Source organism: Streptomyces sp. NPDC058086 (assembly GCF_042885015.1).
Classification (GTDB): Bacteria; Actinomycetota; Actinomycetes; order Streptomycetales; family Streptomycetaceae; genus Streptomyces.
In genome coordinates, this window is record NZ_JBHVST010000016.1 from 118,319 (window position 1) to 142,381 (window position 24,063).

Annotated in this window: 23 protein-coding genes; 8 read left to right on the top strand and 15 right to left on the bottom strand. The window is 70.4% G+C overall.

What is annotated here, in order from left to right; genetic code table 11:
- Positions 1-52: 52 nt before the first annotated feature.
- Positions 53-514 carry an Rrf2 family transcriptional regulator gene (locus ACFVWD_RS15570; RefSeq protein ID WP_389596464.1) on the top strand — a complete coding sequence of 154 codons (462 nt, stop codon included), beginning with the start codon at positions 53-55 and terminating at the stop codon, positions 512-514.
- 137 nt (positions 515-651) lie between these two features.
- Here ACFVWD_RS15570 and ACFVWD_RS15575 read toward each other — a convergent pair whose 3' ends face one another.
- Positions 652-1,842: a globin domain-containing protein gene (locus ACFVWD_RS15575; protein ID WP_389596466.1), complete on the bottom strand. Its 1,191-nt coding sequence runs from the start codon at positions 1,840-1,842 to the stop codon at positions 652-654.
- 328 nt (positions 1,843-2,170) lie between these two features.
- Between ACFVWD_RS15575 and glnA the strand changes: the two genes are divergently transcribed.
- Entirely contained in the window at positions 2,171-3,532 is a 1,362-nt protein-coding gene (gene glnA, locus ACFVWD_RS15580) for a type I glutamate--ammonia ligase (protein WP_054230834.1), read from the top strand.
- A gap of 141 nt (positions 3,533-3,673) precedes the next feature.
- Here glnA and cutA read toward each other — a convergent pair whose 3' ends face one another.
- Both cutA and ACFVWD_RS15590 read right to left on the bottom strand, forming a co-directional pair.
- The gene (cutA, locus tag ACFVWD_RS15585; protein WP_389596518.1) at positions 3,674-3,931 is read right to left on the bottom strand and encodes a divalent cation tolerance protein CutA; all 258 of its coding nucleotides are present in this window, start codon (positions 3,929-3,931) and stop codon (positions 3,674-3,676) included.
- On the bottom strand, positions 3,880-4,338 hold the full coding sequence (locus ACFVWD_RS15590) for a hypothetical protein (protein ID WP_389596468.1): 459 nt from the start codon (positions 4,336-4,338) through the stop codon (positions 3,880-3,882). Before ACFVWD_RS15590 ends, cutA begins: the two co-directional genes overlap by 52 nt.
- Positions 4,339-4,640: 302 nt before the next feature.
- Between ACFVWD_RS15590 and ACFVWD_RS15595 the strand changes: the two genes are divergently transcribed.
- Positions 4,641-4,856, top strand: coding sequence for a hypothetical protein (locus ACFVWD_RS15595; RefSeq protein ID WP_389596470.1), 216 nt, complete (start codon positions 4,641-4,643; stop codon positions 4,854-4,856).
- A 141-nt stretch (positions 4,857-4,997) separates the two neighbouring features.
- On the opposite strand, the gene ACFVWD_RS15600 is transcribed toward ACFVWD_RS15595, so the two are convergent.
- Together ACFVWD_RS15600 and ACFVWD_RS15605 are read right to left on the bottom strand one after the other, a co-directional pair.
- The gene (locus tag ACFVWD_RS15600; protein ID WP_389596471.1) at positions 4,998-5,582 is read right to left on the bottom strand and encodes a GNAT family N-acetyltransferase; all 585 of its coding nucleotides are present in this window, start codon (positions 5,580-5,582) and stop codon (positions 4,998-5,000) included.
- 100 nt (positions 5,583-5,682) lie between these two features.
- Positions 5,683-6,174 (bottom strand): FBP domain-containing protein, encoded by a 492-nt coding sequence (locus tag ACFVWD_RS15605; protein WP_389596473.1) that lies wholly within the window; start codon positions 6,172-6,174, stop codon positions 5,683-5,685.
- A 71-nt stretch (positions 6,175-6,245) separates the two neighbouring features.
- Between ACFVWD_RS15605 and ACFVWD_RS15610 the strand changes: the two genes are divergently transcribed.
- Both ACFVWD_RS15610 and ACFVWD_RS15615 read left to right on the top strand, forming a co-directional pair.
- Entirely contained in the window at positions 6,246-6,902 is a 657-nt protein-coding gene (locus ACFVWD_RS15610; RefSeq protein WP_389596474.1) for a TetR/AcrR family transcriptional regulator, read from the top strand.
- Positions 6,903-6,918: 16 nt separating this feature from the next.
- Complete coding sequence (locus ACFVWD_RS15615; RefSeq protein ID WP_389596476.1) at positions 6,919-8,100, top strand: GDSL-type esterase/lipase family protein; 1,182 nt, start codon at positions 6,919-6,921, stop codon at positions 8,098-8,100.
- A 50-nt stretch (positions 8,101-8,150) separates the two neighbouring features.
- On the opposite strand, the gene ACFVWD_RS15620 is transcribed toward ACFVWD_RS15615, so the two are convergent.
- From ACFVWD_RS15620 to ACFVWD_RS15630, 3 genes are read right to left on the bottom strand one after another with little or no spacing between them, the layout of a single operon-like run.
- Positions 8,151-9,176 carry a TolB family protein gene (locus tag ACFVWD_RS15620; RefSeq protein WP_389596478.1) on the bottom strand — a complete coding sequence of 342 codons (1,026 nt, stop codon included), beginning with the start codon at positions 9,174-9,176 and terminating at the stop codon, positions 8,151-8,153.
- Positions 9,173-10,495, bottom strand: a complete 1,323-nt coding sequence (locus tag ACFVWD_RS15625) for an MFS transporter (RefSeq protein WP_389596479.1) — start codon at positions 10,493-10,495, stop codon at positions 9,173-9,175. Before ACFVWD_RS15625 ends, ACFVWD_RS15620 begins: the two co-directional genes overlap by 4 nt.
- 1 nt (position 10,496) lies before the next feature.
- A complete protein-coding gene (locus ACFVWD_RS15630) occupies positions 10,497-11,387 on the bottom strand; it encodes an alkaline phosphatase family protein (RefSeq protein WP_389596480.1) in 891 nt (296 codons plus the stop codon).
- Positions 11,388-11,709: 322 nt separating this feature from the next.
- Between ACFVWD_RS15630 and ACFVWD_RS15635 the strand changes: the two genes are divergently transcribed.
- Entirely contained in the window at positions 11,710-14,706 is a 2,997-nt protein-coding gene (locus ACFVWD_RS15635) for a bifunctional [glutamine synthetase] adenylyltransferase/[glutamine synthetase]-adenylyl-L-tyrosine phosphorylase (protein WP_389596481.1), read from the top strand.
- Positions 14,707-14,859: 153 nt separating this feature from the next.
- On the opposite strand, the gene ACFVWD_RS15640 is transcribed toward ACFVWD_RS15635, so the two are convergent.
- The gene (locus ACFVWD_RS15640) at positions 14,860-15,777 is read right to left on the bottom strand and encodes a DMT family transporter (protein WP_389596482.1); all 918 of its coding nucleotides are present in this window, start codon (positions 15,775-15,777) and stop codon (positions 14,860-14,862) included.
- 159 nt (positions 15,778-15,936) lie between these two features.
- On the opposite strand from ACFVWD_RS15640, the gene ACFVWD_RS15645 reads away from it, so the two are divergent.
- Positions 15,937-16,824, top strand: coding sequence for a LysR substrate-binding domain-containing protein (locus tag ACFVWD_RS15645; RefSeq protein WP_389596520.1), 888 nt, complete (start codon positions 15,937-15,939; stop codon positions 16,822-16,824).
- Positions 16,825-16,868: 44 nt separating this feature from the next.
- Here the strand turns inward: ACFVWD_RS15645 and ACFVWD_RS15650 are convergent, their stop codons facing one another.
- Positions 16,869-17,441: a TetR/AcrR family transcriptional regulator C-terminal domain-containing protein gene (locus ACFVWD_RS15650; protein ID WP_389596484.1), complete on the bottom strand. Its 573-nt coding sequence runs from the start codon at positions 17,439-17,441 to the stop codon at positions 16,869-16,871.
- A gap of 70 nt (positions 17,442-17,511) precedes the next feature.
- Here ACFVWD_RS15650 and ACFVWD_RS15655 point away from each other — a divergent pair, with 70 nt between their 5' ends.
- Entirely contained in the window at positions 17,512-18,045 is a 534-nt protein-coding gene (locus tag ACFVWD_RS15655; RefSeq protein WP_389596522.1) for an amidohydrolase family protein, read from the top strand.
- Positions 18,046-18,111: 66 nt separating this feature from the next.
- Here the strand turns inward: ACFVWD_RS15655 and ACFVWD_RS15660 are convergent, their stop codons facing one another.
- The 5 genes from ACFVWD_RS15660 to ACFVWD_RS15680 form a co-directional block, all read right to left on the bottom strand.
- Positions 18,112-18,972 carry a phosphatase PAP2 family protein gene (locus ACFVWD_RS15660; protein ID WP_389596486.1) on the bottom strand — a complete coding sequence of 287 codons (861 nt, stop codon included), beginning with the start codon at positions 18,970-18,972 and terminating at the stop codon, positions 18,112-18,114.
- Positions 18,973-19,082: 110 nt separating this feature from the next.
- Complete coding sequence (locus ACFVWD_RS15665) at positions 19,083-20,117, bottom strand: LacI family DNA-binding transcriptional regulator (RefSeq protein WP_389596488.1); 1,035 nt, start codon at positions 20,115-20,117, stop codon at positions 19,083-19,085.
- A 25-nt stretch (positions 20,118-20,142) separates the two neighbouring features.
- Entirely contained in the window at positions 20,143-21,792 is a 1,650-nt protein-coding gene (locus ACFVWD_RS15670) for a glycoside hydrolase family 13 protein (protein WP_389596489.1), read from the bottom strand.
- A 77-nt stretch (positions 21,793-21,869) separates the two neighbouring features.
- Complete coding sequence (locus tag ACFVWD_RS15675) at positions 21,870-22,775, bottom strand: sugar ABC transporter permease (RefSeq protein ID WP_168508280.1); 906 nt, start codon at positions 22,773-22,775, stop codon at positions 21,870-21,872.
- Positions 22,776-22,787: 12 nt separating this feature from the next.
- On the bottom strand, positions 22,788-23,786 hold the full coding sequence (locus ACFVWD_RS15680; RefSeq protein ID WP_389596491.1) for a carbohydrate ABC transporter permease: 999 nt from the start codon (positions 23,784-23,786) through the stop codon (positions 22,788-22,790).
- Between the last annotated feature and the right edge of the window lie 277 nt (positions 23,787-24,063).

Sequence of the window (24,063 nt, forward strand, 5' to 3'; positions counted from 1 at the left end):
TGCTCCGCATGGATAATTTGAGCGGTAGATGCGTATTAACTACGCTGGCGGCATGAGGCTGCTGCGCTCCACCGACCTGGCCCTGCGCGTCCTGATGCGGCTCGCCGTCGCCGACGGGTCGACTCCCACCACCCGCGAGGTCGCCGCGGACATGGACGTCCCCTATACCCATGCCGCGAAGGTCGTCGCCGAGCTCCAGCACCTCGGACTGCTCGCGGCCCGCCGTGGCCGCGGCGGCGGCCTCGGCCTCACCGAAGCGGGGCGTACGGCTTCGGTCGGCGCGATCGTCCGCACCTTCGAGGGCGACGGTGACGTGGTCGACTGCGAGGGGGCCGCGCCCTGCCCGCTCCACACCGGCTGCCGACTGCGGGGTGCGCTGCGGCGGGCTCAGGAGGCGTTCTTCGCCTCGCTGGACCCACTGACGGTGGCGGACGTGGTCGCCGCGCCTACGGGGCCGCTGTTGCTGGGGATCTCCGGCAGGCCGACCTCGGCTCTGACATCGGATGACGGCTGACATCTGATGAAATCTGTCATCTGTCATCCGTCATCTGCTATCTGACATCTGACGTCTGATATCTGCTACCTGAAGTCCGCCGCCTCCTATCTGCCGTCTGCCGTCAGGTATCCGTCATCCGTCATCCGTCAACCGCCTCAGCCCTGCGCGAGCCACAGGTCGGGCCCGAACACCTCGTAGTGAATGTCGGCCGGAGCCACCCCCTTGTCGATGAGCTGCCCCCGCACCGCCCGCATGAAGGGCAGCGGCCCGCACAGGTACGCGCGCGTGCCCGACGCGACGGCCACGGAGGAGAGGTCCGCGCGCCCGGGGCGGCCCGCGCCCTCGGCGTCCTGCTCGTACCAGAAGTGGACGGCGGCGTCCGCGAGCTTCGCCGCGTACGCCTCGTGGTCGGCGCGCAGGGCGTGGTCGGCGGGGGAGCGGTCGGCGTGGACGACCGTGACCGGGGCGCGGTGTCCGGTGAGCGCGAGCTGTTCCAGCATGGCGATCATCGGGGTGACGCCGATGCCGGCGGAGGCGAGCAGCACCGGCGCGTCCGTGTCGTCGAGCACCAGATCGCCGTACGGCGCGGAGAGCTCGATCGTGCTGCCGACGTGCACACGCGTGTGGAGGTGGTTGGACACCTCGCCGTCGGGGCCCGAGGCCTCACCGTGCACCCGTTTGACGCCGATCTGTCGTACGGGGGAGCCGGGGGCGCTGGAGAGGCTGTACTGGCGTATCTGGTGGGCGCCGTCAGGCAGCTCGACGCGTACGGACACGTACTGGCCCGCCCGGAAGTCCGGCAGCGGCCCCCCGTCGGCCGGGCGCAGTCGGAAGGTGGCGACGTCGGCGGTTTCCTCGAAGCGCTCCACGACCTCCCAGACCCGCCACCCACCCCTCCCGTCTCCGTGCTGCGCGTACAGCCGCCGCTCGATGGCGATGAGGGCGTTCGCCATCAGCCAGTAGACCTCGTCCCAGGCGGCCGCGACCTCGGGTGTGACCGCGTCGCCGAGGACCTCGGCGATCGCCGCGAAGAGGTGCACGCGCACGGTCGCGTACTGCTCGGGGGCGATCCCCAGGGAGGCGTGTTTGTGCGCGATGCGGTTCAGCAGCACGTCGGGGCGCTCGTCAGGCCGCTCGATGAGGTGAGTGGCGAAGGCGGCGATGGATCCCGCGAGGGCCCGGCGCTGGGTGCCGGAGGCCTGGTTGCCGCGGTTGAAGAGGTCGCGGAGCAGTTCCGGGTGGGCGGCGAAGAGCCTGTCGTAGAAGCGGTCGGCGATCTCGCCGATGGCCGCGCCGACGGCGGGGAGGGTGCCGCGCACCGTGGCGGCGGACTGCTCGGACAGCATGGGGACTCCTCAAATGCCTGGGTCGGAACGGGGATTGCGGTCCCCGTGTCTGCCCCGCACAGTAATAAAACTTGCATCTAAGATGCAAATTAAAGCTCTCGGGGAGAGAGTCTGGGGGTCGGCCATTACAGACAGGCGGATGAGCAGGCAGTATGGGCACCAGAGCAGGACACCTGCCGTACGCGAGGCGTTCAGACCGCGGTCGCCCGGGCGATCATGGTCCGCAACGCGCATGAAATGGTGTTGTGGTGGGATGCTCAGGTGCCCCGACCGTCCCCGAGGCGTGGGAGCAGGCGACCTGACCAGCAAGGATGGGTGGAAGCGGAAGATGGACAAGCAGCAGGAGTTCGTGCTCCGGACACTGGAGGAGCGGGACATCCGGTTCGTTCGGCTGTGGTTCACGGACGTGCTGGGCTTCCTCAAGTCGGTGGCCGTGGCTCCGGCCGAGCTGGAGCAGGCCTTCGACGAGGGCATCGGCTTCGACGGCTCGGCCATCGAGGGCTTCGCCCGTGTGTACGAGTCGGACATGATCGCCAAGCCGGACCCGTCGACGTTCCAGGTGCTGCCGTGGCGTGCGGAGGCCCCCGGCACGGCCCGCATGTTCTGCGACATCCTGATGCCGGACGGCTCCCCGTCCTTCGCGGACCCGCGCTACGTCCTCAAGCGCGCCCTCGCGAAGACCTCCGACCTGGGCTTCACCTTCTACACCCACCCGGAGATCGAGTTCTTCCTGCTGAAGGACCGCCCGCTGGACGGCTCGCGCCCCACCCCGGCCGACAACTCCGGCTACTTCGACCACACCCCGCAGAACGTCGGCATGGACTTCCGCCGCCAGGCGATCACCATGCTGGAGTCGATGGGCATCTCGGTCGAGTTCTCCCACCACGAGGGCGCCCCCGGCCAGCAGGAGATCGACCTGCGCTACGCCGACGCGCTCTCCACGGCCGACAACATCATGACGTTCCGCCTGGTCATGAAGCAGGTCGCGCTGGAGCAGGGCGTCCAGGCGACGTTCATGCCCAAGCCCTTCTCCGAGCACCCCGGCTCCGGCATGCACACACACCTCTCCCTCTTCGAGGGCGACCGCAACGCGTTCTACGAGTCGGGTTCGGAGTACCAGCTCTCGAAGGTCGGCCGCTCCTTCATCGCGGGCCTGCTGAAGCACGCTGCGGAGATCTCCGCCGTCACCAACCAGTGGGTCAACTCCTACAAGCGCATCTGGGGCGGCTCGGAGCGCACCGCGGGCGCCGGCGGCGAGGCCCCCTCGTACATCTGCTGGGGCCACAACAACCGCTCCGCCCTCGTCCGCGTCCCGATGTACAAGCCCGGCAAGACCGGCTCCGCACGCGTCGAGGTCCGATCCATCGACTCGGGCGCGAACCCGTACCTGGCCTACGCCCTGCTCCTGGCCGCAGGCCTGAAGGGCATCGAAGAGGGCTACGAGCTCCCGCCCGGCGCCGACGACGACGTCTGGGCCCTCTCCGACGCCGAGCGCCGCGCGATGGGCATCGAGCCCCTGCCCCAGAACCTCGGCGAGGCCCTCACTCTCATGCAGCGCAGCGAACTGGTCGCCGAGACCCTCGGCGAACACGTCTTCGACTTCTTCCTGCGCAACAAGAAGTCGGAGTGGGAGGAGTACCGCTCCGAGGTCACCGCCTTCGAGCTCCGCAAGAACCTGCCGGTGCTGTAGACGCAGGTCGAAGCGGGCATCCCGCCAGAACGACACGTAGGGCCGACGGTCACTGACCGTCGGCTCTACGGCGTTCACGGCGCCGTATCAGATCATGTGCGGCCGTTACCGGACGGAGCCGCGGTGGCGAGGGCCCGAGTTCTACTCGGCGGCAGGAAGCGGCGATGTGGTCGCGGCCACCCAGCCCAGGTAAGCCTCGGCCCCGGCCACGGCGGCCACCGCGAAGACCTCCGGGTTCTTCCACGGATGGTGTGCCACGAGGTGAGCTTCCAGTTCGGTGAACCGATCAGGGTGGGTCTTCAGCAGAAGCTGCCACTCCTCCCCGGGCCACCGCCTGCTCGCAGGTCTCAGCCAGGAACGGGCGATACCGGTCGGTCCGGCACCCGGCCGACGGTGAATCCGTCACCGTCCTGGAACTCGATCAGCACCCCACTGTCAGCGAGGTGGATCCAGCTTTCCGGAGAGCAGTCCAACAGCGTCTCGGCGTGGATTGCCACCATGTTGGCATCCAGGGCGACCGAGGGTGCTGCGAGATTGCTCCAGAACACGACTGCGAGCTCACGTTTGTCCCCGTAGTCGTGCACCAGTCTGCGCAGCTCCGCACCATCGAAAGCGGTGGATCGCTCAAGAACTTCAACGCCATCCCAGTCCAGCCGAGTCGATCCCACCGCACCGAAGCGGCTCAAGCTGACTCCAGCACATGCACGGTCCTCCTCGTACGAGAGCACGACCGCGGAATCGCCGATCGCGGCCAGGACCTCAGCGATTGCCTCAGGGTGCGTCCCGTAGCCGCTTCCGGCGGTCAAGACATCCTCCATACCGGGCCAGTCCCGGTTGACGGCCGGGCATGCTCGTCATCGTGAGCGCCTAGGGCAGCGACCAGGACTTGAACGTCACCGACGCCACCGGGACCGGTGTCGAGGTGGACGTGGCCACCAACTTGATGAACGGCACCGCAAGGCAGAGAAGGGGCACATCGTGGCTGGGGCGGTCGGATGACGGGTTCCTGGGGGCACTGGACGGATTTGGGGGTGCCCGGAAGCCACCTGGGCACCTTTCAGGCTGCTCGTTATCGTGGAGCATCACACACTCACTCGGGGGACTGTCTGTGATCGAGCTCGGCGTGCTGTTCGGTCTGTTGGTGGCAGCGGTACTGGTCCTGCTCTGCGTGCTCCTGCGCCGAAGAAACGGCAACACGGAGAACGTCGACGGTCGCCTGATCGAGCAAGCACGGCGGCTGCAGGCGCACAACGACAGGGTCTCCTACAACGCCGCCTCAGTGCACGGCTCTTCGCCCACCATGACCGACCACTACCGCCCCTGACCCCACGGGGACCAGGGGAGCTGAGCGAGAACTCGGAGAACACGCAGGTCAGCGTTCCGCCAGGCCAGGTCCGGACGTTCTTCGCCCGCGCGCCGCGCGCCGCGCGCCGCGCGTCGCGCGCCGCCGTCGGTGAGGGTCGGCTCAGGCCGCGGACTTGGCGGTGACGCGGGCGCGCAGGGCATCGCGGACGGTGGGCCATTCGTCGGCGAGCAGGCTGTAGTACAGGGAGTCGCGGCGAGTGCCGTCCGGGCGGCGCATATGGCTGCGCAGGGTGCCTTCGTGTACCAGGCCGAGGCGGGCCAGGGCCCGCTGGGAGCGCACGTTGAGGTTGTCGGTGCGCAGGGCCAGCCGAGCCAGGCGCAGGTCCTCGAAGGCGTGCGTGAACAGCAGCAGTTTGGACTCGACGTTGTAGGGGCCGCCCCAGCAGGAACGGTCGAACCAGGTCGCGCCGATCTCGGTGCGGCTCTCGGCCAGGTCGAGGTCGTACATGCTGGTTGAACCGATCACCGTGCCGTCGTCACGGCGCTGCACCGTGAAGCAGCGCCGTGTCGGGTCGGCGGTCATCTCGCCGAGCCACTCGCGCAGTTGGGCCACGGTCTCGGGTCGTGCCCGGGGCATCCACCGCCAGACCTCGGGGTCGGACGCCGACGGGAAGAGAGCCTCGGCGTGGTCGGGAGACAGACGGACGAGGCGGACGACAGTGCCCTCAAGCGGCTGGTTGATCACCAAAACAGAATAGATCCGGTGACCAGTGACGATCTCCTCCTCATGGGCCTCCTCGTCCTCATGGGCCTCCTCGCTGGAGTGCGACAGGGGTCGTACGGCGTCAAGCCGTCACCTTCGTGATGAACGCCGCCAGGTTCGTCACCGTTCGTTGGATCTTTTCCTCCAGCGTGAGTGACTCGTGGAGGCGGGCGCCGGCGCCCGCGTCCTTCTTGCCTCGTACGTACAGGGAGCAGGAGAGGTCGCTGCATATGTAGGCGCCGACCGAGTTGCCCTGCTGGCCGGCCTTGCCCGCCTTCGGGGCGACCATCAGGGAGACACCGCCCGTGTGGGTGGTCAGGCACATCGAGCACATGCTGCGCCGGGTCTGCCAGGAGGTGGGGCTGGGGCTGCGCAGGACCAGGGCCTTGGGGTGGCCGTTCAGTTCGAGGACGAGGTAGGTGCGTTCGGGGGACTGGGCGTCTCGCCAGCCGAGGTAGTCCAGGTCGTCCCAGGGGCGGTCGGTCAGATCGCGCGGGACGGACAGGCGCTTCGCCTCGCCCTTGGTGCAGTTCACGAACGCGGCGCGGATCTCTTGTTCGGTCAGCGGTTTCATGAGAGTCATGGTAAATTGCCTAAAGGTGTTAGGCAAATGCATGGTTGCTGATGGTGAATGGGAGGAAGGTTATGGTGCGCGTCGGGTTGACCACGGAGCGTCTGGTCCTCGCGGGGGCCGAGCTGGCCGACGAGGTCGGCTTCGAACAGGTGACCGTCTCGGAGCTCGCCAGACGCTTCGACGTGAAGGTCGCGAGCCTGTACTCGCACGTGAAGAACTCCCAGGACCTCAAGACCCGGATCGCCCTGCTCGCCCTGGAGGAACTCGCCGACCGGGGCGCCGCCGCGCTGGCCGGGCGGGCCGGCAAGGACGCCCTGGCCGCTCTCGCGAACGTCTACCGCGACTACGCCAGGGAGCATCCCGGCCGCTACGCCGCCGCCCAGTTCAGGCTCGACCCGGAAGCGGCCGCAGCCAGCGCCGGTGGGCGGCACGCGCAGATGACGCGGGCGATCCTGCGTGGTTACGAGCTGACGGAGCCGGACCAGACGCACGCCGTTCGGCTGCTGGGCAGCTTCTTCCACGGCTACGTCAGCCTGGAGATGGGGGGAGGGTTCAGCCACAGCGCCCCCGATACGCAGGAGACCTGGGTGCGGATGCTGGACGCCCTCGACGCGCTGCTGCGGAACTGGCCCGCGAGCGCGACAGCAACAGCAACCGCGCCCGCATCCGCCCCTGATCGTCCCGCCGGGATCGTCCCTCCGGTCGATTCCGGCACCCGAGAGTCCTGATGGAGACACCGAAGCCATGACCACCGACCACGACTGGATCACCACGACCGTCACCGCCGACCTCCTGCGCGGCGCCCTCGACCTGGAGCCCACCGAACACGGTGTCCTCCCGCACCGGCTGCCCGCCCGGGCCCGCAGACAGATCCCCGACGGACAGCTCGCCATGGCCGAGACCCAGCCCTCCGGCGTACGGCTGGTCTTCCGTACCCGAGCCACCGCCGTCGAGCTGGACACGTTGCCCACCAAGCTCGCCTACGTGGGTGCGCCGCCCCGTCCGGACGGGGTGTACGAGTTGGTCGTCGACGGCCGGCCGGCGGGGCAGGCGAGCGTGATCGGCGGCAACGCGATGACCATCGACATGGCCACCGGAGCGGCCTCGACCCGGCCGGGATCGGTCGGTACCCTCCGTTTCGACGGTCTGTCCGACGGCGTCAAGGACGTCGAGATCTGGCTGCCGCACAACGAGACCACCGAACTGGTCGCCCTGCGCACCGACGCCCCCGTCGAGCCCGTGCCGGACCGGGGACGCAAGGTGTGGCTGCATCACGGCAGCTCGATCAGTCACGGTTCCGACGCCGCCGGGCCCACCTCCACCTGGCCCGCGCTCGCCGCCTCCCTCGCCGGTGTGGAACTGATCAACCTGGGGCTGAGCGGGAGCGCTCTGCTCGATCCGTTCACCGCGCGGGCCATGAGGGACACCGCCGCCGACCTGATCAGCGTCAAGATCGGGATCAATCTGGTCAACGCCGATGCGATGCGGTTGCGTGCCTTCGGCCCGGCGGTGCACGGCTTTCTCGACACCGTCCGTGAGGGGCATCCCACCACGCCGCTGTTGGTCGTCTCGCCTCTTCTCTGTCCCATCCATGAGGACACGCCAGGGCCCAGCGCCCCGGACTTCTCCGATCTCGGTGCCGGGCGACTGCGGTTCCTGGCCGCGGGGGATCCGGCGGAGCGCGCGAGCGGGAAACTGACGTTGCGTGTCATCCGCGACGAGCTGGCCCGGATCGTGGAGCAGCGGGCGGCCGAGGACCCGAACCTGCACTACCTGGACGGCCTGGACCTCTACGGTGAGGCCGACTTCGCCGAGTTGCCGCTGCCCGACCAGCTCCACCCGGACGCCGCCACCCATCGCCGTATCGGCGAACGCTTCGCCGAGCTGGCCTTCACCACCCAGGGCGCCTTCGCCTGCTTCACGTAGGCCTTTGTCTGGTTCGCGTACGCCGTCACCTGGTTCGCGTACGCCGTCGTCTAGTTCACGTACGCGGGAGACACCGCCGCGGTGCTGATGCGCCGCGGCTTTCCCGTGCCGTCGGACGGGACGGTGTAGAGGTCGGCTCCGTAGTCGCCGGGGAGGGCGTAGACGATCGTGCGGTCGTCGCGCCAGACCACCTGGTCGTCGACGCTGCGGGGCTCGGCCAGCGGGGTTTCGCGCATCGTGCGCAGGTCGAGGACGTACAGGTGCCAGGGGGCGTCCTTCGACAGGCCCGGCACGCGCTTCTTGTAGGCGACGCGCGTGCCGTCGGGGGAGAGGGACGGGCATTCGACGTTGGTGTGGAGGGTCGTGAGGGTGCGGGTCCGGAGGTCTCCTCGGACGAGGTACGCCCTGCCCTTCGTCGCCAGCGTCGCGTAGAACGTGCGGTCGTCGGCCGCGAACGTGACGCCCCAGAAGTTGACGTCCGCCGCGTGGTACGTCCTGCCGTCCTTGACGACGCGGAACGCCTCCAAGGAGGGGGTCAGTTTCCCTGTTCTCGTGTCCACGATCGCCGCGCGTGTGGAGAAGTTCGTACCCGCGTACGAGTCGCCGCCGACGAAGGCCGTCCACGCGGCGTACCGGCCGCTGGGGGAGACGCGGGCGCGGGACGGGATGCCGGGGACGTCGTAGCGGGCCGTCTCGCGCAGGCGCGCGTCGAGGATGACGGCCCGGTAGGTGTCCTGGACCGGGCCGTGCACCGACTGGAGGCAGACGCCGGTGCCCGCGGCCGCGTAGAAGCGGAGGCATTTGACCTTCGACGCCGTTCGGGGCCCCGAGGGGTTCGATGCCGGGACCGTCGTCAGTTCGTCGCGGTGCGGACCCCAGGCCATGTTCCGGAAGATCATGCGGCTCCCGGACCCGGTGGTGAGCGCGACCGTGCCCGCGGCGATCCTCGGGCCGCCGGGCTGGGCCTGGTTCTTGCGGTCCGCGCGGGCCGAGGCGTGCAGGACGGAGGCCGTGGCCACGCCCGCCAGGACGATCAGCGCCGAGATCAGGACCAGGATGCGGGTACGGAGGGTCATGCGAGGCCTTCTGAAGGAGCGGAGGGGGTGGGACGGCGGAGCGTGAGCGCGAACAGGGCGCAGAGCGCCAGCGCCACCGTCGACGCCGTGAGCGCCGTACGGTCGCCCCAAGCCGTCCACGCCGCGCCGAAGCCGAGCGAGCAGACGAAACGGGCCAGGGCCTGGCCCGTCTGGACGAGGGCGAGACCGGACGAGCGCAGTTCCTCGGGCACGCTCTCCGAGGCCACCGCCATCAGTACGCCGTCGGTGGCGGCGTAGAAGCAGCCGTGCAGGAGCAGGACGGCGTAGGGCAGTGCCGTTCCGTGCCAGGAGGTGAGCAGGAGGGCGTACGCGAGGAGCAGGGCGCCGTGGCCGGCCAGGAACACCCGCCAGCGGCCGACCCGGTCCGCGAGGCGGCCGAGCGGGACGGCCAGGAGCAGGAACGCCGCCGCCGTGCCGAGAGGCAGCAGCGCGAACCAGCGGTCCGTTACGCCCAGGCGGCGCTGGAGGAGCAGGTAGACGAAGGAGTCGCTGACCGTCGCGAGGCCCAGGAGGAGCGCGCAGAGGGTGACGCGGCGCAGGTCGGGGCGGGCGAGGAGGGCGAGGGCCGCGCGGAGCGTGGGGCGAGGTGCGGTCTCCCCGGGGGCTCCCGCCGGTGCCGCCTCCGTTCCTGCCCAGGTCGCTGTCGCACGCACACCGTTCGGCACGAACAGCACCAGGACCAGTACGCCCACCACCGCCACGCAGAAGCTCACCGTGAACACCGCGTCGTACCCGTCGACCGTGGCCCGCAGGATCAGGAAGGCCACGAGGGGACCGAACAGCGCGCCCGCCGTGTCCATCGCCCGGTGCACGCCGAACGCCCGGCCCCGTGTCTCCGGCGTGCTCGACAGTGAGATCAGCGCGTCGCGCGGGGCCGTGCGCAGGCCCTTGCCGGTGCGGTCGGCGGCCAGGACCAGGCCGATCGGGGTGAGCGTGTGGGCCAGGAGCAGCAGGGGTTTGCAGGCCGCCGAGAGGGCGTAGCCGAAGCCCGCCACCCACTTGTGGCGGCCCCCGCCGCGGTCGGCCAGGTGGCCCCCGATCAGCCGGACGAGTGCCGAGAAGCCGTTGTAGATGCCGTCCAGGAGGCCGAAGCCCAGCGGGGACAGGCCGAGGCCCGTCACCAGGTACAGAGGCAGTACCGCCGTGACCATCTCCGAGGAGACGTCGGTGATGAGACTGACCGCACCGAGCGCCAGCACGGTGGGCGCGACCGCGGCACGGCGCCGTCCGGCACGAAGCCGGACGGCGCCTTCCGCGGACGCCGCACTCGTGGAGGCGCGGCTGTCCGCCACGTACATCTCAGGACGTCCAGATGCCGGTGATGTCCTTGCCGGAGGCGGCGTTGCCCGCGTGTGTCGACAGGCCCTGCGAGTCCTCCAGGGTGCGCAGCAGGTCGTAGTGGTTGTAGGTGGTCGAGCTGGTGGATCCCGCGGTCACCTGCTGGCCGTAGAACACGGTCGGGATCTTGTTGCCGCTGAGCCGGTTGTCCTCGTCGAAGGTGACGACGAGGAGGCTGTTGTGGGTCTTGGCCCAGGTCGCGTACGCGCCCAGCTTGTTCTTCAGCCAGGTGTCACCGGTCGACACCGAGCAGTCGTGCATGTCGCTGCACAGGTTGGGGACCACGAAGGAGACCTGCGGAAGCGTCGTGTAGTCCGTCGGGAACTGGGTGAAGGTCTTCGCGGACGACGTCGGTACGTTGCTGAAGCCGAACCACGGGTTGTGCTTCTGCGCGTAGTTGCCGCTGCTGCACGTCGTGGAGCCCTGGCTGGGCAGCGTCTCGTTGTAGCTGGCCCAGGTCCTGCCCGCCGCGATCACCTCGGAGGCGAGGTTCGCGGCGGAGGAGAAGCCGGGGGTGACACAGCTGTCGTCGGTGACGCCCTGGGTGGAGCCGGAGAAGAGGGCGTAGTAGTTGGGCTGACTCGGGTGCGTCTCGGCGTACGACGAGGTGAGGTTGGCGCCGCCGGTCCTGAGCGAGTTGATGTAAGGGGCGCTGGAGGAGCCGATCACCTGGCTGTACGCGTGGTTCTCGAAGACCACGACGACCACGTGGTCCGGGGTCGGCACCCCGGCCGCGGCGTGCGCGGTGGTGGAGCCGCCGAGGCCGGTCCACAGGCCCACCGCGGCTGCGGTGAAGGCGAGGGCGGACGCCACGACGGCACGACTGCGGCGGTACACGGTTCTGCCGGACACTTCAGACCTCCGGTGGGGGGAAGGCGACGGTGGCGGTGCGGACAGAGCATGCACACGCCAACATTCCCCTGTGTCAAGCCGCCCAACCGGCGGGGTGAAGACCTGATGAACTGCTTACCTTCCGGCCTGCGCGGTCGCCGCCACCCCGCCCGCCTTCTTACCTTTCCTGCTCTCCTCGCCGCTCGCCGGGGCACTCCCGAGGACACCTCCTACGGAAGCCGATTCCGGCGCGGGGCGCCACCGCGGGGACCGGGGTTAGGCTCAGGCTCGTACGACCTTGATCGGACCGGTCGTGCGACCTGATCCGACGGGAGGGCCGAGGATGATGGCGCCGGGGCGCAGGAGCAGTACCTTCACGCGGCTGCTGCGACACGGCTTCACCGATCCGTCGGCCGCCGAGCGCCTCCTGGACGGCGCGGAGCTCGAGCCCATACGGTCCGATCCGGTGCTCCTCGACGCGCTCGGCGCCACCGCCGATCCCGATCTCGCGCTGCTCGGGCTCGTCCGGCTCGTCGAGGCGCAGGACGGCCATATCGCCGAGCGGGAACTCCTCGACACCCTGATCGCGGCCAAGCCGCTGCGCGACCGGCTGCTCGGTGTCCTCGGTGCCTCCGCCGCCCTCGCCGACCACCTCGCCCGGCACCCGAGCGACTGGCAGGCGCTCGTGACGTACGAGCCGCAGGACCTCCACCCCGGGGTACGGGAATTCGAGCGGGGGCTGGCGCAGGCGACCGATCCCGTCGCCCTGCGCGTCGCCTACCGGCGCTGTCTGCTGTCCATCGCCGCACGTGACGTGTGCGGCACCACCGACCTCGCCCAGACCGCCGCCGAACTCGCCGACCTCGCCACGGCCACCCTGCGCGCCGCGCTCGCCATCGCCAGGAGCGCCGCGCCCGACGACGCCGCGCTGTGCCGGCTCGCGGTGATCGCGATGGGGAAGTGCGGGGGGCACGAACTGAACTACGTGTCCGACGTCGATGTCATCTTCGTGGGGGAGGCGGTGGAAGGGGCTGATGAGCGCAAGGCGCTGCAGGCTGCCACCCGGCTCGCCTCCCACATGATGCGGATCTGTTCCGAGACCACCGTCGAGGGCAGCATCTGGCCCGTCGACGCGAACCTGCGGCCCGAGGGGCGCAACGGGCCGCTTGTACGGACCCTGAGCAGCCACCTCGCCTATTACCAGCGGTGGGCCAAGACCTGGGAGTTCCAGGCCCTGTTGAAGGCTCGGCCCGTGGCCGGGGACCTCGGGCTCGGCGAGGAGTACGTGGCCACGCTGGCGCCCCTGGTGTGGCACGCCGCAGAGCGGGAGAACTTCGTCGCCGACGTACAGAAGATGCGCCGGCGGGTCGTGGAGAACATTCCGGTCGCCGAGATCGAGCGCGAGCTGAAGCTCGGACCGGGGGGACTGCGCGATGTCGAATTCGCCGTGCAGCTCCTCCAGTTGGTGCACGGGCGGGCCGACACCTCGCTGCGCAGCGGGACCACGCTGGATGCGTTGGGGGCGCTCGCGGCCGGTGGGTATGTCGGGCGGGCCGACGCCGTGCAGCTCGACGACGCCTATCGGTTTCTGCGAACCATGGAGCACCGGATACAGCTCTACCGGCTGCGGCGGACTCATCTGGTGCCCGAGGGCGATGCCGATCTGCGGCGCATCGGGCGCTCGCTCGGCCTTCGGGCCGATCCCGTCGTCGAGTTGAACCGTGAGTGGAAGCGCCATGCGGCTGTCGTACGGCGGCTGCACGAGAAGTTGTTCTACCGGCCGCTGCTGGACGCCGTGGCCCAACTCGCCCCGGGCGAGAGCCGGCTGAGTCCGACCGCGGCGCGGGAGCGGCTCGTCGCCCTCGGATACGCCGATCCGGCCGCGGCGCTGCGGCATTTGGAGGCGCTGGCTTCCGGGGTTTCGCGCAAGGCCGCGATTCAGCGGACCCTGCTGCCCGTGCTGTTGGGGTGGTTCGCCGATTCGGCCGACCCTGACGCCGGGTTGCTGAACTTCCGCAAGGTCTCGGACGCCCTGGGCAAGACCCCCTGGTATCTGCGGCTGTTGAGGGACGAAGGGGCCGCGGCGGAGAACCTGGCGCGTGTGCTGTCGGCCGGGCGGCTCGCTCCCGACCTGTTGATGCGGGCGCCGGAGGCCGTCGCGCTGCTCGGTGACGGGGACGGCGGCGGCCTCGAACCGCGCGGCCGTGCCCATCTGGAGCAGGAGATCCTCGCCGCGGTGAGGCGGGCCGACGGGGGCGAGCAGGCGGTGACCGCCGCGCGTGGTGTGCGGCGGCGGGAGCTGTTCCGTACGGCCGCCGCGGACATCGTCGCCTCGTACGGCACCGAGGAGACACCCGCCGTCGCCGATCAGGGCGCGCTGGTGGATCAGGTGGGCGGTGCGGTGTCCGACCTGACGGCGGCGACGCTGGCGGGGACCCTTCGGGCCGTGGTGCGGGACAGGTGGGGGGACACGCTGCCCACGCGGTTCGCCGTCATCGGGATGGGGCGGTTCGGGGGGCACGAGCTCGGTTACGGGTCCGACGCGGATGTGCTGTTCGTGCACGAGCCCCGGGAAGGTGTCGACGAGCAGGAGGCATCTCGGGCGGCCAACGCGGTTGTCTCGGAGATGCGGCGGTTGCTTCAGGTGTCCAGCGCGGATCCGCCCTTGCTGATCGACGCCGATCTGCGGCCCGAGGGGAAGTCCGGGCCTTTGGTGCGGACGCTGAACTCCTACGAGGCCTACTACCGGCGGTGGTCGCTGGTGTGGGAGTCGCAGGCCCTCCTGCGGGCCGAGTTCGTCGCGGGGGACGAGGACCTGGGGCGGCGGTTCATCGACTTGGTCGATCCGTTGCGGTATCCCGCGGAGGGGCTCGGTGACGACGCCGTACGGGAGATCCGGCGGCTGAAGGCCCGGATGGAGTCGGAGCGGATGCCCCGCGGGGCCGATCCGACGCTGCACACCAAGCTGGGGCGGGGCGGACTGTCCGACGTGGAGTGGACCGTGCAGCTGTTCCAGTTGCAGCACGGGTGGGCGGAGCCGGGGCTGCGGACCACTCGGACACGGGAGGCCCTGGGCGCGGTGTGCGCGGCGGAGCTGGTGTCCGGGGAGGACGCGGCCATCCTGGACGAGGCGTGGGTGCTGGCGACGCGGGTGCGCAACGCGGTGATGCTGGTACGGGGGCGGGCCGGGGACACGTTTCCCTCCGACGGGCGTGAACTCGCCGCGGTCGGGCGGTACTTGGGGTACGGGCCCGGGCATGTCGGCGACATGCTCGAGGACTACCGGCGGACCACTCGGCGGGCTCGGGCCGTGGTGGAGGTGCTGTTCTACGGGGCGTGAGCCTTGGGGGTCTGGGGTCTGGGGTCTGGGGTCTGGGGTCTGGGGTCTGGGGCCGGGGGCCGGGGGCCAAGGGGCTGCGGCTTGGGGTTTGGGTGTGTGCGGCTCGGTGGGCGGGTCGGGGCCGTGCCGGTACGTCAGCCCGTCGCCGCCGGATCAGGCGTTGCCCTGTGGGGAGCCGCTTCCAGACCCGGACGTAAGCGACGGGCTTCGACGTACCGGCACGGCCCCTTCCGTCCGGGGGCGGGTGCGGGTGGCTGCCACTCCGGCCAGGACCACCGCCATGCCCGCCAGGGTGCGGAGGCCGAGCGTCTCGTTCAGGACCAGGGCGCCGAGCGTCACCGAGACCACGGGGAGCAGGTAGCCGACCGTGGCCGCGCTGGTGGGGCCCTCCTCGGCGATCATGCGGTAGTTGAGGTAGAAGGTCAGGCCGGTGGAGAAGACGCCGAGGACGGTGACCGCCAGCAGGGCCGTGGTGTCGGGGTGGGTGGGGGCCGCCGTGGGGAGGGCCAGGGTCGTCCAGGCCGTGGCCATGAGGAGTTGGGCCGCCGATACGGCCAGGGGGGCGCCGCGGGGGGTGAGGTGGCGGGCCATGTAGGTGAAGGCGATCGCATAGCTCGCCGCGGCGGCCAGGAGGGCTCCGGCGCCCCAGCCGGCCAGGCCGTCGTGCTGCCAGGGGGCGAAGATCAGCAGGACACCCGCGAAGCCGAGGAACAGGCCGGTCAGGCGCAGGGGGTGGAGGGAGCGGTCCGTGCCGAGGGCCGCGCCCAGGAGGAGCGACCAGAGGGGAGTGGTCGCGTTCATGACGCCCGCGATCCCCGAGTCGACCGTCTGCTCGCCGAGCGCGAAGAGGGCGAAGGGGATCGCGTTGCAGAACAGCGCCGCGACGGTCACATGGAGCCAGAGGGCGCGGGAGCGGGGGAGGCGCTGACGCGCCCCGCGGGCCAGGAGCAGGAGGACCGCCGTGCCCAGGGCGCAGCGCGTGAGGGTCAGGTGGGCGGGGGACATGCCGTGGTCCAGGGCCAGTTTGATCCAGAGGAAGCCCGAGCCCCAGAGGAGCGCCAGGGTGGCCATGCGAAGAGAGGACCGGAGAGAGGAAGGGAGGGGGGAACGGAGGGGGGAGGCGGCTTGGGGGCTTGGCATGCGTCCTACGGTCCCTGGGTTTTGAGTTGAGGACAAGTGAAGGGTTTTGCATGCACTGTTAAGGTGTGCTTCATGCTTGATGTGCGGCGTATGCAGGTGCTGCGGGCTGTGGTCAGCAGCGGGTCGGTGACGGCGGCCGCGGCGGATCTGGGGTACACGCCGTCCGCCGTCAGTCAGCAGATCGGGGCGCTGGAGAAGCAGGCGGGGACCGAGCTGCTGGAGCGGGTCGGGCGCGGGGTGCGGCCCACCGCGGCGGGGCTGCTGCTGACCGAGTACGCGGACGCCATCGGGCGGCAGGTCGCCGAGGCGGAGACCGCCCTCGCGGATCTGCGGGCGGGGCGGACGGGGCGGCTCGCGGTGCGGTACTTCGCCACGGCCGGGGCCGCGCTGGTCGCTCCCGCCGTTGCGCGGTTTCGGCGCGAACACCCCGGCGTGCGGGTGGAGTTGAAGCTGATCGATGTGGAGGATCCGCTGCCCGACGTGAAGGAGGGGCGGGCCGATCTCGCCCTCGTGGTGCGGGCCGACGGTACCGGTCCCGAGGGCATACGGCTGGTGCGGCTGCTCGATGATCCGTACCGGGTCGTGCTGCCCAGGGGGCATCGGCTCGCGGGGCGGCGGCTGCTCGAACTGGCGGAACTGGCCGATGAGCCGTGGGTCGGGAGCGAGTGGCCGGGGCCCTGTCTCGACGCGCAGTTGGACGCCTGTGCGGCTGCCGGGTTCCGGCCCTCGTTCGCGGTGCAGAGCGAGGACTACGCCACCGCTCAGGGGTTCGTGGCGGCCGGGCTCGGAGTGAGTCTGATTCCCCGGCTCGGGCTGGGGAGTCGGCACCCTGGTGTGGTGGTGCGGAAGGTGCGCGCTCCTGAGCCGGTGCGGGTTCTGCACGCGGCGGTGCGGGAAGCGGCTCCCGGTGCCGCGGAACGGCCGGCGTTGCGCGGGCTGCTGGACGCGCTCCGGGGCGCGGCGCACCCCGACCGGTGACGGCTCATGCCGACCGGTGACGGCTCACGCCGGGCGGTGATCGCTCACGCCGGCTGCAAGGCCCTCGCGTGGGTCAGGAATCCCTCCAGCGCCAGTTCGAACGCCCGGTCCGCGCGGCCCTCGCCCACCGCGTCCAGTGCCGCCGCGAGGCGCGGTGTCGTCGTCTCGTCCGGGAGTTCCCACATGGTCTCGGGGGCCGCCAGGTCCAGGGCCGAGCCGAGGACCAGGTTCTCCAGGGCGGTGATCATCGGCATGACGTCGGGCAGGGGGAAGCCGGCGTCGAGCAGGAGGGTGACCGCGCGCTCGTACTGCTCCAGGACGCGGGGCGCTCGTACGGGTGAGGTGGTCAGGAGCGGGATCGTCTTCGGGTGCGCGGCGAAGGCGGCGCGGTAGGAGCGCGCCCAGGCGGCCAGGGCCGTGTCCCAGGGGCCGTCGCCGCGGAGGGCGTGCTGCCGGTGCGGCTGCGGTTCGCGCCCTGGTGCATGCCGGGCGCCGACCGGGAGGCCCTGGACGGGCTCGTCGCGCTCCAAGGGCGGCGGGGGCGGCACTGGAGGGTCGGCGGGGTCAAGTTCTTCATGGACGGGACCGTCGAAGGCGGCACGGCGTGGCTGGAGCACGCGGACTGTCACGGGCAGGGCACCGAGGCGTTCTGGCCCGATCCCGAGGCGTACAGCGCCGCTGTACGGCATCTGCACGCCGCCGGGGTCCTACGGCCACCCACGCGATCGGGGACGCGGCCGTGCGGCATGTGCTCGACACCGTGGAGGGCCTTGGGGACAGTGGTCGGTTCGTTCACCGGATCGAGCACGTGGAGACCGTGCCGGACGACACGCTCGCCCGGTTCGCGCGACTCGGGACCGAGCGGGCCGGGCGGGCATGGCGGATCCGCGCTGCGGGAGGCCGGTGCCGTGGTCGCCCTCGGCTCGGACTGGCCGATCGCCCCGTACCGACGCCCGGGGGGTGCTCGCGACCGCCCGGGAGCCCCTGGGTGCCGCTGCCGCCGGGGGCGGCCTCAGCGGGATCCAGGCGCTGGAGGGCTGCACGACGCACGCGGCCCTCGCCGCGGGGGAGGGCCACGAGACGGGGCGTATCGCTCCCGGGCTGCGGGCGGACCTCACGGCCTTCGGCCTCGATCCGGTGGCCGCACCGGCGGACGAGCTGGCCCAGGCGCCGGTACGGCTGACGGTGACGGGCGGGCACGTGGTGCACCGCGGGGACTGAGCCGGAGGCGGACAGCGCACGGGCCCGTCGATGATCGACGGGCCCGTGCGACGAGAGCTCCGGGTGTCAGGCCTCCAGCGGCACCAGGGCCGCGCCACGCGTCCCGGGAACCCAGCGGGGCAGGGTGTGGGGCAGGGCCCCGTACCAGAGGCGGGCGACCGTGAAGCCGAAGGCCAGGCACAGCATGCCGCCCACCGCGTCCAGCCAGAAGTGGTTGGCGGTGGAGACGATGACCAGCAGCGTGGCCGCCGGGTAGAGCAGGCCCAGGACGCGGACCCACGGCACCGAGGCCAGGGCGAAGATGGTCAGACCGCACCACAGGGACCAGCCGATGTGCATCGACGGCATCGCGGCGTACTGGTTCGACATGTGCTTGAGGTCCCCGGAGGCCATGGAACCCCACGTGTGGTGGACGACGACCGTGTCGACGAAGTCGCCGCCGTTCATCAGGCGGGGCGGGGCGAGCGGGAAGAAGTAGTAGCCGAGCAGGGCCACCGCCGTGGTGGCGAAGAGCGCGAGGCGTGCCGCCGCGTACCGGCCGGGGTGGCTGCGATACAGCCACACCAGGACCCCGAGCGTCACGACGAAGTGCAGCGTCGCGTAGTAGTAGTTCATCCCGATGATCAGCCATGTCACCGAGTTCACGGCGTGGTTGACCGACTGCTCGACGGCGATCCCGAGGTGGTGCTCCATGCGCCACAGCCAGTCGGCGTTGCTCAGCGCCTCCTGCTTCTGCTCGGGCACGGCGTTGCGGATCAGTGAGTACGTCCAGTAACTCACGGCGATGAGCAGGATCTCGAACCAGAAGCGGGGGCGACGCGGGGTGCGCAGCCGGCGCAGAAACGCCTTCCCCGCGTTCTCCTCCGCGACGGGGCGTGGAGCGGCCCGGTCCTGGCCTTCCAGTGTCGTCACGGTCGTCTCACCCATAGGCACAAAGTCTGCCAGAAAAGCGTTCCGCGACCGATCATCCCCTGGTCTGGTCCTGGCCGCACGTTCTACGACGGGAGGAGTCCTACGCGCAACGTATGCGCTCCTCCTTAGGGACGATTCCGGTCCCCAGGGGCCGAAGCGGTCGAACCACGCACCACCAGCTCCGGCATGAACACGAACTCACTGTGCGGCGCCGGAGTTCCACCGATCTCCTCCAGCAACGTCCGCACCGCCGCCTGACCCATGGCCGGGACCGGCTTGCGTATCGTCGTCAGGGGCGGGTCGGTGAAGGCGATCAGAGGGGAGTCGTCGAAGCCGACGACCGATATGTCCTTCGGCACCTCCAGGCCCCGCTGACGCGCCGCCCGTATCGCACCGAGAGCCATCATGTCGCTCGCGCAGACCACCGCCGTGCACCCCCGGTCCATGAGGGCGGTGGCCGCGGCCTGACCGCCCTCCAGGGTGTACAACGAGTGCTGGACCAGTCGCTCCTCGATGTCGACCGGGCTCAACCCCAACTGCTCCTGCATCGCGCGCACGAAGCCCTCGATCTTCCGCTGCACGGGCACGAACCGCTTCGGACCCAGGGCGAGTCCGATGTTGGTGTGCCCGAGCGAGACGAGGTGCGTGACCGCGAGGGCCATCGCCGCGCGGTCGTCCGGGGAGATGAAGGGCGCCTGGACCTTCGGCGAGAAACCGTCGACCAGGACGAACGGGACGCCCTGGGCGCGCAGCTGCTCGTAGCGCTGCATGTCCGCCGAGGTGTCGGCGTGCAGACCGGAGACGAAGATGATGCCGGCGACGCCCCGGTCCACCAGCATCTCCGTCAGCTCGTCCTCGGTGGAACCGCCCGGCGTCTGGGTGGCGAGCACCGGGGTGTAGCCCTGGCGGGTCAGGGCCTGGCCGATGACTTGCGCCAGAGCCGGAAATATGGGGTTCTCCAGCTCCGGGGTGATCAGGCCCACCAGGCCCTCGCTGCGCTGCCGCAGCCGGACCGGACGCTCGTAGCCCAGGACGTCGAGCGCGGCCAGGACGGACTGGCGGGTGGTCGCTGCGACGCCCGGCTTCCCGTTCAGGACGCGGCTGACAGTCGCCTCACTGACCCCCGCCTGGGCTGCGATGTCGGCAAGCCGTGTGGTCACAGGATTGGACTGTACCGGTCGCATCTCAGACTGCCCACCAGACCGTTGAATCTGCGGGCAGTTCGGTCGTTTCGGCACCCGGCTCGACGTCCGCGCTTGCGAGCAGCAGGGTGCCCGGGGTGGGCAGCGGGAGGGGGGCCGAGGTGAGGTTCACCGTGCAGACGAAGGAGCCCTCGGCGCTGTCCCGGCGGAAGGCGAGGACCCCGTCGGGCGTCGACAGCCAGGTCACCTGACGGCCCGCGCCGAGCGCCGGGTGCTCGCGGCGCACGGCGAGCGCGCTGCGGTAGAACTCCAGCGTCGAGGTGGGGTCGCCCTCCTGCGCCTCGACCGTGAGGTTCCTCCAGGAGACCGGCTGCGGCAGCCAGCTCGGGCCGCCCTCGACCGGACCGAAGCCGAACGGCGCGACCTCGCCGGACCACGGCAGCGGCACCCGGCAGCCGTCGCGGGTGCCGTCCTGGCCCGCGCTGCGGAAGAACGCCGGGTCCTGGCGGACCTCGTCGGGCAGGTCGACGACCTCGGGCAGCCCGAGCTCCTCGCCCTGGTACAGGTACGCCGAGCCGGGCAGCGCCAGCATGAGCAGGGTCGCCGCCCGGGCCCGGCGCAGACCACGCGCCTCGTCCCCTTCCGCGAGACGCGTGGAGTGCCGTACCACGTCGTGGTTGGACAGCACCCAGGTCGCGGGCGCGTGCACGGCGTTCATGGCGCCGAGCGAACGGTCGATGACGTCGCGCAGGTCCGTCGCGTTCCAGCCGGTGGTCAGGTAGGAGAAGTTGAAGGCCTGGTGCAGCTCGTCCGGGCGCAGGTACAGCGCGCTGCGCTCGACGGTCGGCGTCCACGCCTCGGCCACCGCGATGCGCTCGCCCGTGTACTCGTCGAGGATCCGCCGCCAGCTGCGGTAGATCTCGTGCACGCCGTCCTGGTCGAAGTACGGCACGGCCTCGGTGCCGAGCAGCTTGACCTGCCCGTCGTGGCCGATGTCGGGCAGACCCGCCGCCTTGACGAGGCCGTGGGCGACGTCGATGCGGAAGCCGTCGATGCCGAGGTCCAGCCAGAAGCGCAGGATGGAGCGGAACTCGTCGTGGACGGCCGGGTGGTCCCAGTTGAAGTCGGGCTGCTCGGGCGCGAACAGGTGCAGGTACCACTCGCCGTCCTCGACGCGGGTCCAGGCCGGGCCGCCGAAGATGGACTCCCAGTCGTTGGGGGGCAGTTCGCCGTTCTCACCCTTGCCGGGACGGAAGTGGAAGCGCTCCCGGATCGGCGAACCCGGGCCCTCGCGCAGCGCCTGCTTGAACCACTCGTGCTGGTCCGAGCAGTGGTTGGGCACCAGGTCGACGATCACCCGCAGTCCCAGGCCGTGCGCGTCCCGCACCAGGTCGTCGGCGTCCGTGAGGTTGCCGAACATCGGGTCCACCGCGCGGTAGTCGGCCACGTCGTAGCCCGCGTCCGCCTGTGGGGAGGCGTAGAAGGGGGACAGCCACACCGCATCGACGCCGAGGTCCTTGAGGTAGGGGAGCCGGGCCCGGACGCCGGGCAGGTCACCCATGCCGTCGCCGTTGCCGTCCGCGAAGCTGCGCGGATAGACCTGGTAGATGACCGCGTCGCGCCACCACTCCCGGCGCCCGGAGGCGGCGGAGGAGGCGTCGGTGGGGAGTGCGTCGGTGGCGTGCTGGGTCATGGATTCCCTTAGGGGTGCGGGGGGAACGACGGAGGCGCTTGCTGAGTACGAGGGGTCCGCTAAGTGCGGGCGGGCCGTCAGGATTTCGTGCCTCCGGCGGTCAGACCGGAGACCAGGCTGCGCTGCACCAGCATGAAGACGAGGGCCGCCGGAAGGGTGATGATGATCGCCGTGGCCGAGGTCCACGCCCAGTCGGGCCGCTGGTCCTGCGCGAAGGTGCGGATGCCGACGGCGAGCGTGTAGTGGTCGGACTGCATGAACTGCGTGGCGTACGCGACCTCACCCCAGGCGGTGAGGAAGCTGTAGAACGCGGTCACGGCGAGGCCCGGCTTGGCCAGCGGCACGATCAGCCGCCAGAACGTGCCGAACGGGGTGAGCCCGTCGACCCGGCCCGCCTCGTCTATCTCCTTGGGGATGGTGTCGAAGTACCCCTTCATCATCCAGGCGCAGAACGGCACCGCCGTCGTCGCGTACGCCAGGATCAGACCGAGGTAGTTGTCCAGCAGGTTCAGCTCGGACATAAGGAGATACAGCGGCACGATCAGCACGATACTGGGGAACATCTGCGTGACCAGGAAGGTCCACATCAGCTGCCTGCTGCCGGGGAACTTCATCCGGGACACCGCGTATCCGGCGGTCGCCGCGAGGAAGACGCCGAGCACGGTGGTGCCGCCCGCCACGACGACGGTGTTCAGGAACCACTTCGGCAGGTCCGTCTGGGACAGCACATCGCTGTAGTTGTGCAGGCTGAGGTGCGAGAACACCTCGCTCGGCTGCTGCCAGGCGTTCTTCGGGCCGAGCGAGATGAACAGGATCCACATCACGGGGAAGGCCGCGATCACCGTGGCGACGATCAGCGTGCCGTGCAGGGCGATCGAGGAGCCGAGGCTGCGCTCCTCGCGGCCGCGCACCTTGCGGGGGGTGGCCACGGCGGACCGGCCGGCGGCGGCGGTCGCGGAGGACTCGTGGGTTGCTGCGGTCATGGCGAGGGCTCCTTACGCCTGCTCGGACTTCAGGGTGCTGCGGCGGTAGAAGGTCGAGAAGGCCAGCAGGAGGGCGAGGATGATGATCCCGTACGTCGCCGCGCCCGCGTAGTCCGAGATGCCGGTGAACGCCTTGCGGAAGGCGAAGGTGACGAGGATGTCGGCGTCGCCGCTCGTGTTGTTGCCCAGCAGCAGATAGATGACGTTGAACATGTTGAACGTCCAGATGCAGCCGAGCAGGATCACCGTGTTCGACACCGGGCGCAGACCGGGCAGCGTCACGTTGACGAAGCGCTGCCAGGGGGAGGCGCCGTCCATCTCGGCGGCCTCGTACAGCTCCTTGGGGATGGACTGGAGTCCGCCGAGCACCGCGACCATGTTGAAGGGGATGCCGATCCAGACGTTCACCATGATGACGGCGATCTTCTGGGCGAGCGGGGTGCCGAGCCAGTCCTGGGCCGGCAGTCCGAACGCGGTGATGATGTCGTTGAAGACGCCGTACTGGGAGTTGAGCATCAGCCGCCAGGCGAAGACGCCGATGAACGAGGGGACGGCCCAGGGCAGGATCAGCATGGCGCGGTAGAAACCGCGGAAGCGGACCTTGCGGTTGAGCAGCACCGCGAGGCCCATGCCGATGCCGACCTGGAGGGTCACGCAGGACACCGTCCAGATGACCGTCCACAGCAGGCGGGGGTAGAAGTCGCTGTCCGCGCCCGACAGCACGTGCCAGTAGTTGTCGAGGCCGACGAACTTGTAGGTGGCCGGGCGGTGGAAGGCGCCGATGGTGGACGCCACGTTCGACTCGTTGGCGTCGGTCAGCGACTGGTAGATGCCGTACCCGAGCGGATACAGGACGAGGACGGTGAGGACGATGGCGACCGGGGTCACCATGGCCCAGGCGTACCAGTACTTGTCCCAGGACCGCCGGAGCGCCGAAACGCGTGGGGGGCGCGCGGCGTTCTTGCCGGGCGCGGGCAGGTCGGTCTTCTCGGTGCTCGCTGCGGTCGTCATCCTCATCGGCTCTTTCGCGGCGGAAATGCGGAGGTCTGGGGGTCGGAAGATCTTCTGGGGCCCGGGAGATCTGGGAGCCCGGGATCCGGCGGCCCCCGGGGATCCGGCGGCCCCCGGGGATCCGGCGGCCCCCGGGGATCCGGCGGACCGGGGTCCGGGGGACCGGGGGTTTTGTGGACCGGAGTCCGAGGGGCCTGGGATCTGGTGGTCCGGGGACCGGTGGTCTGGTGGACCCGGGGGCCTGGTGGACCCAGGTCCGGGGATCCGGTGGGCCTGG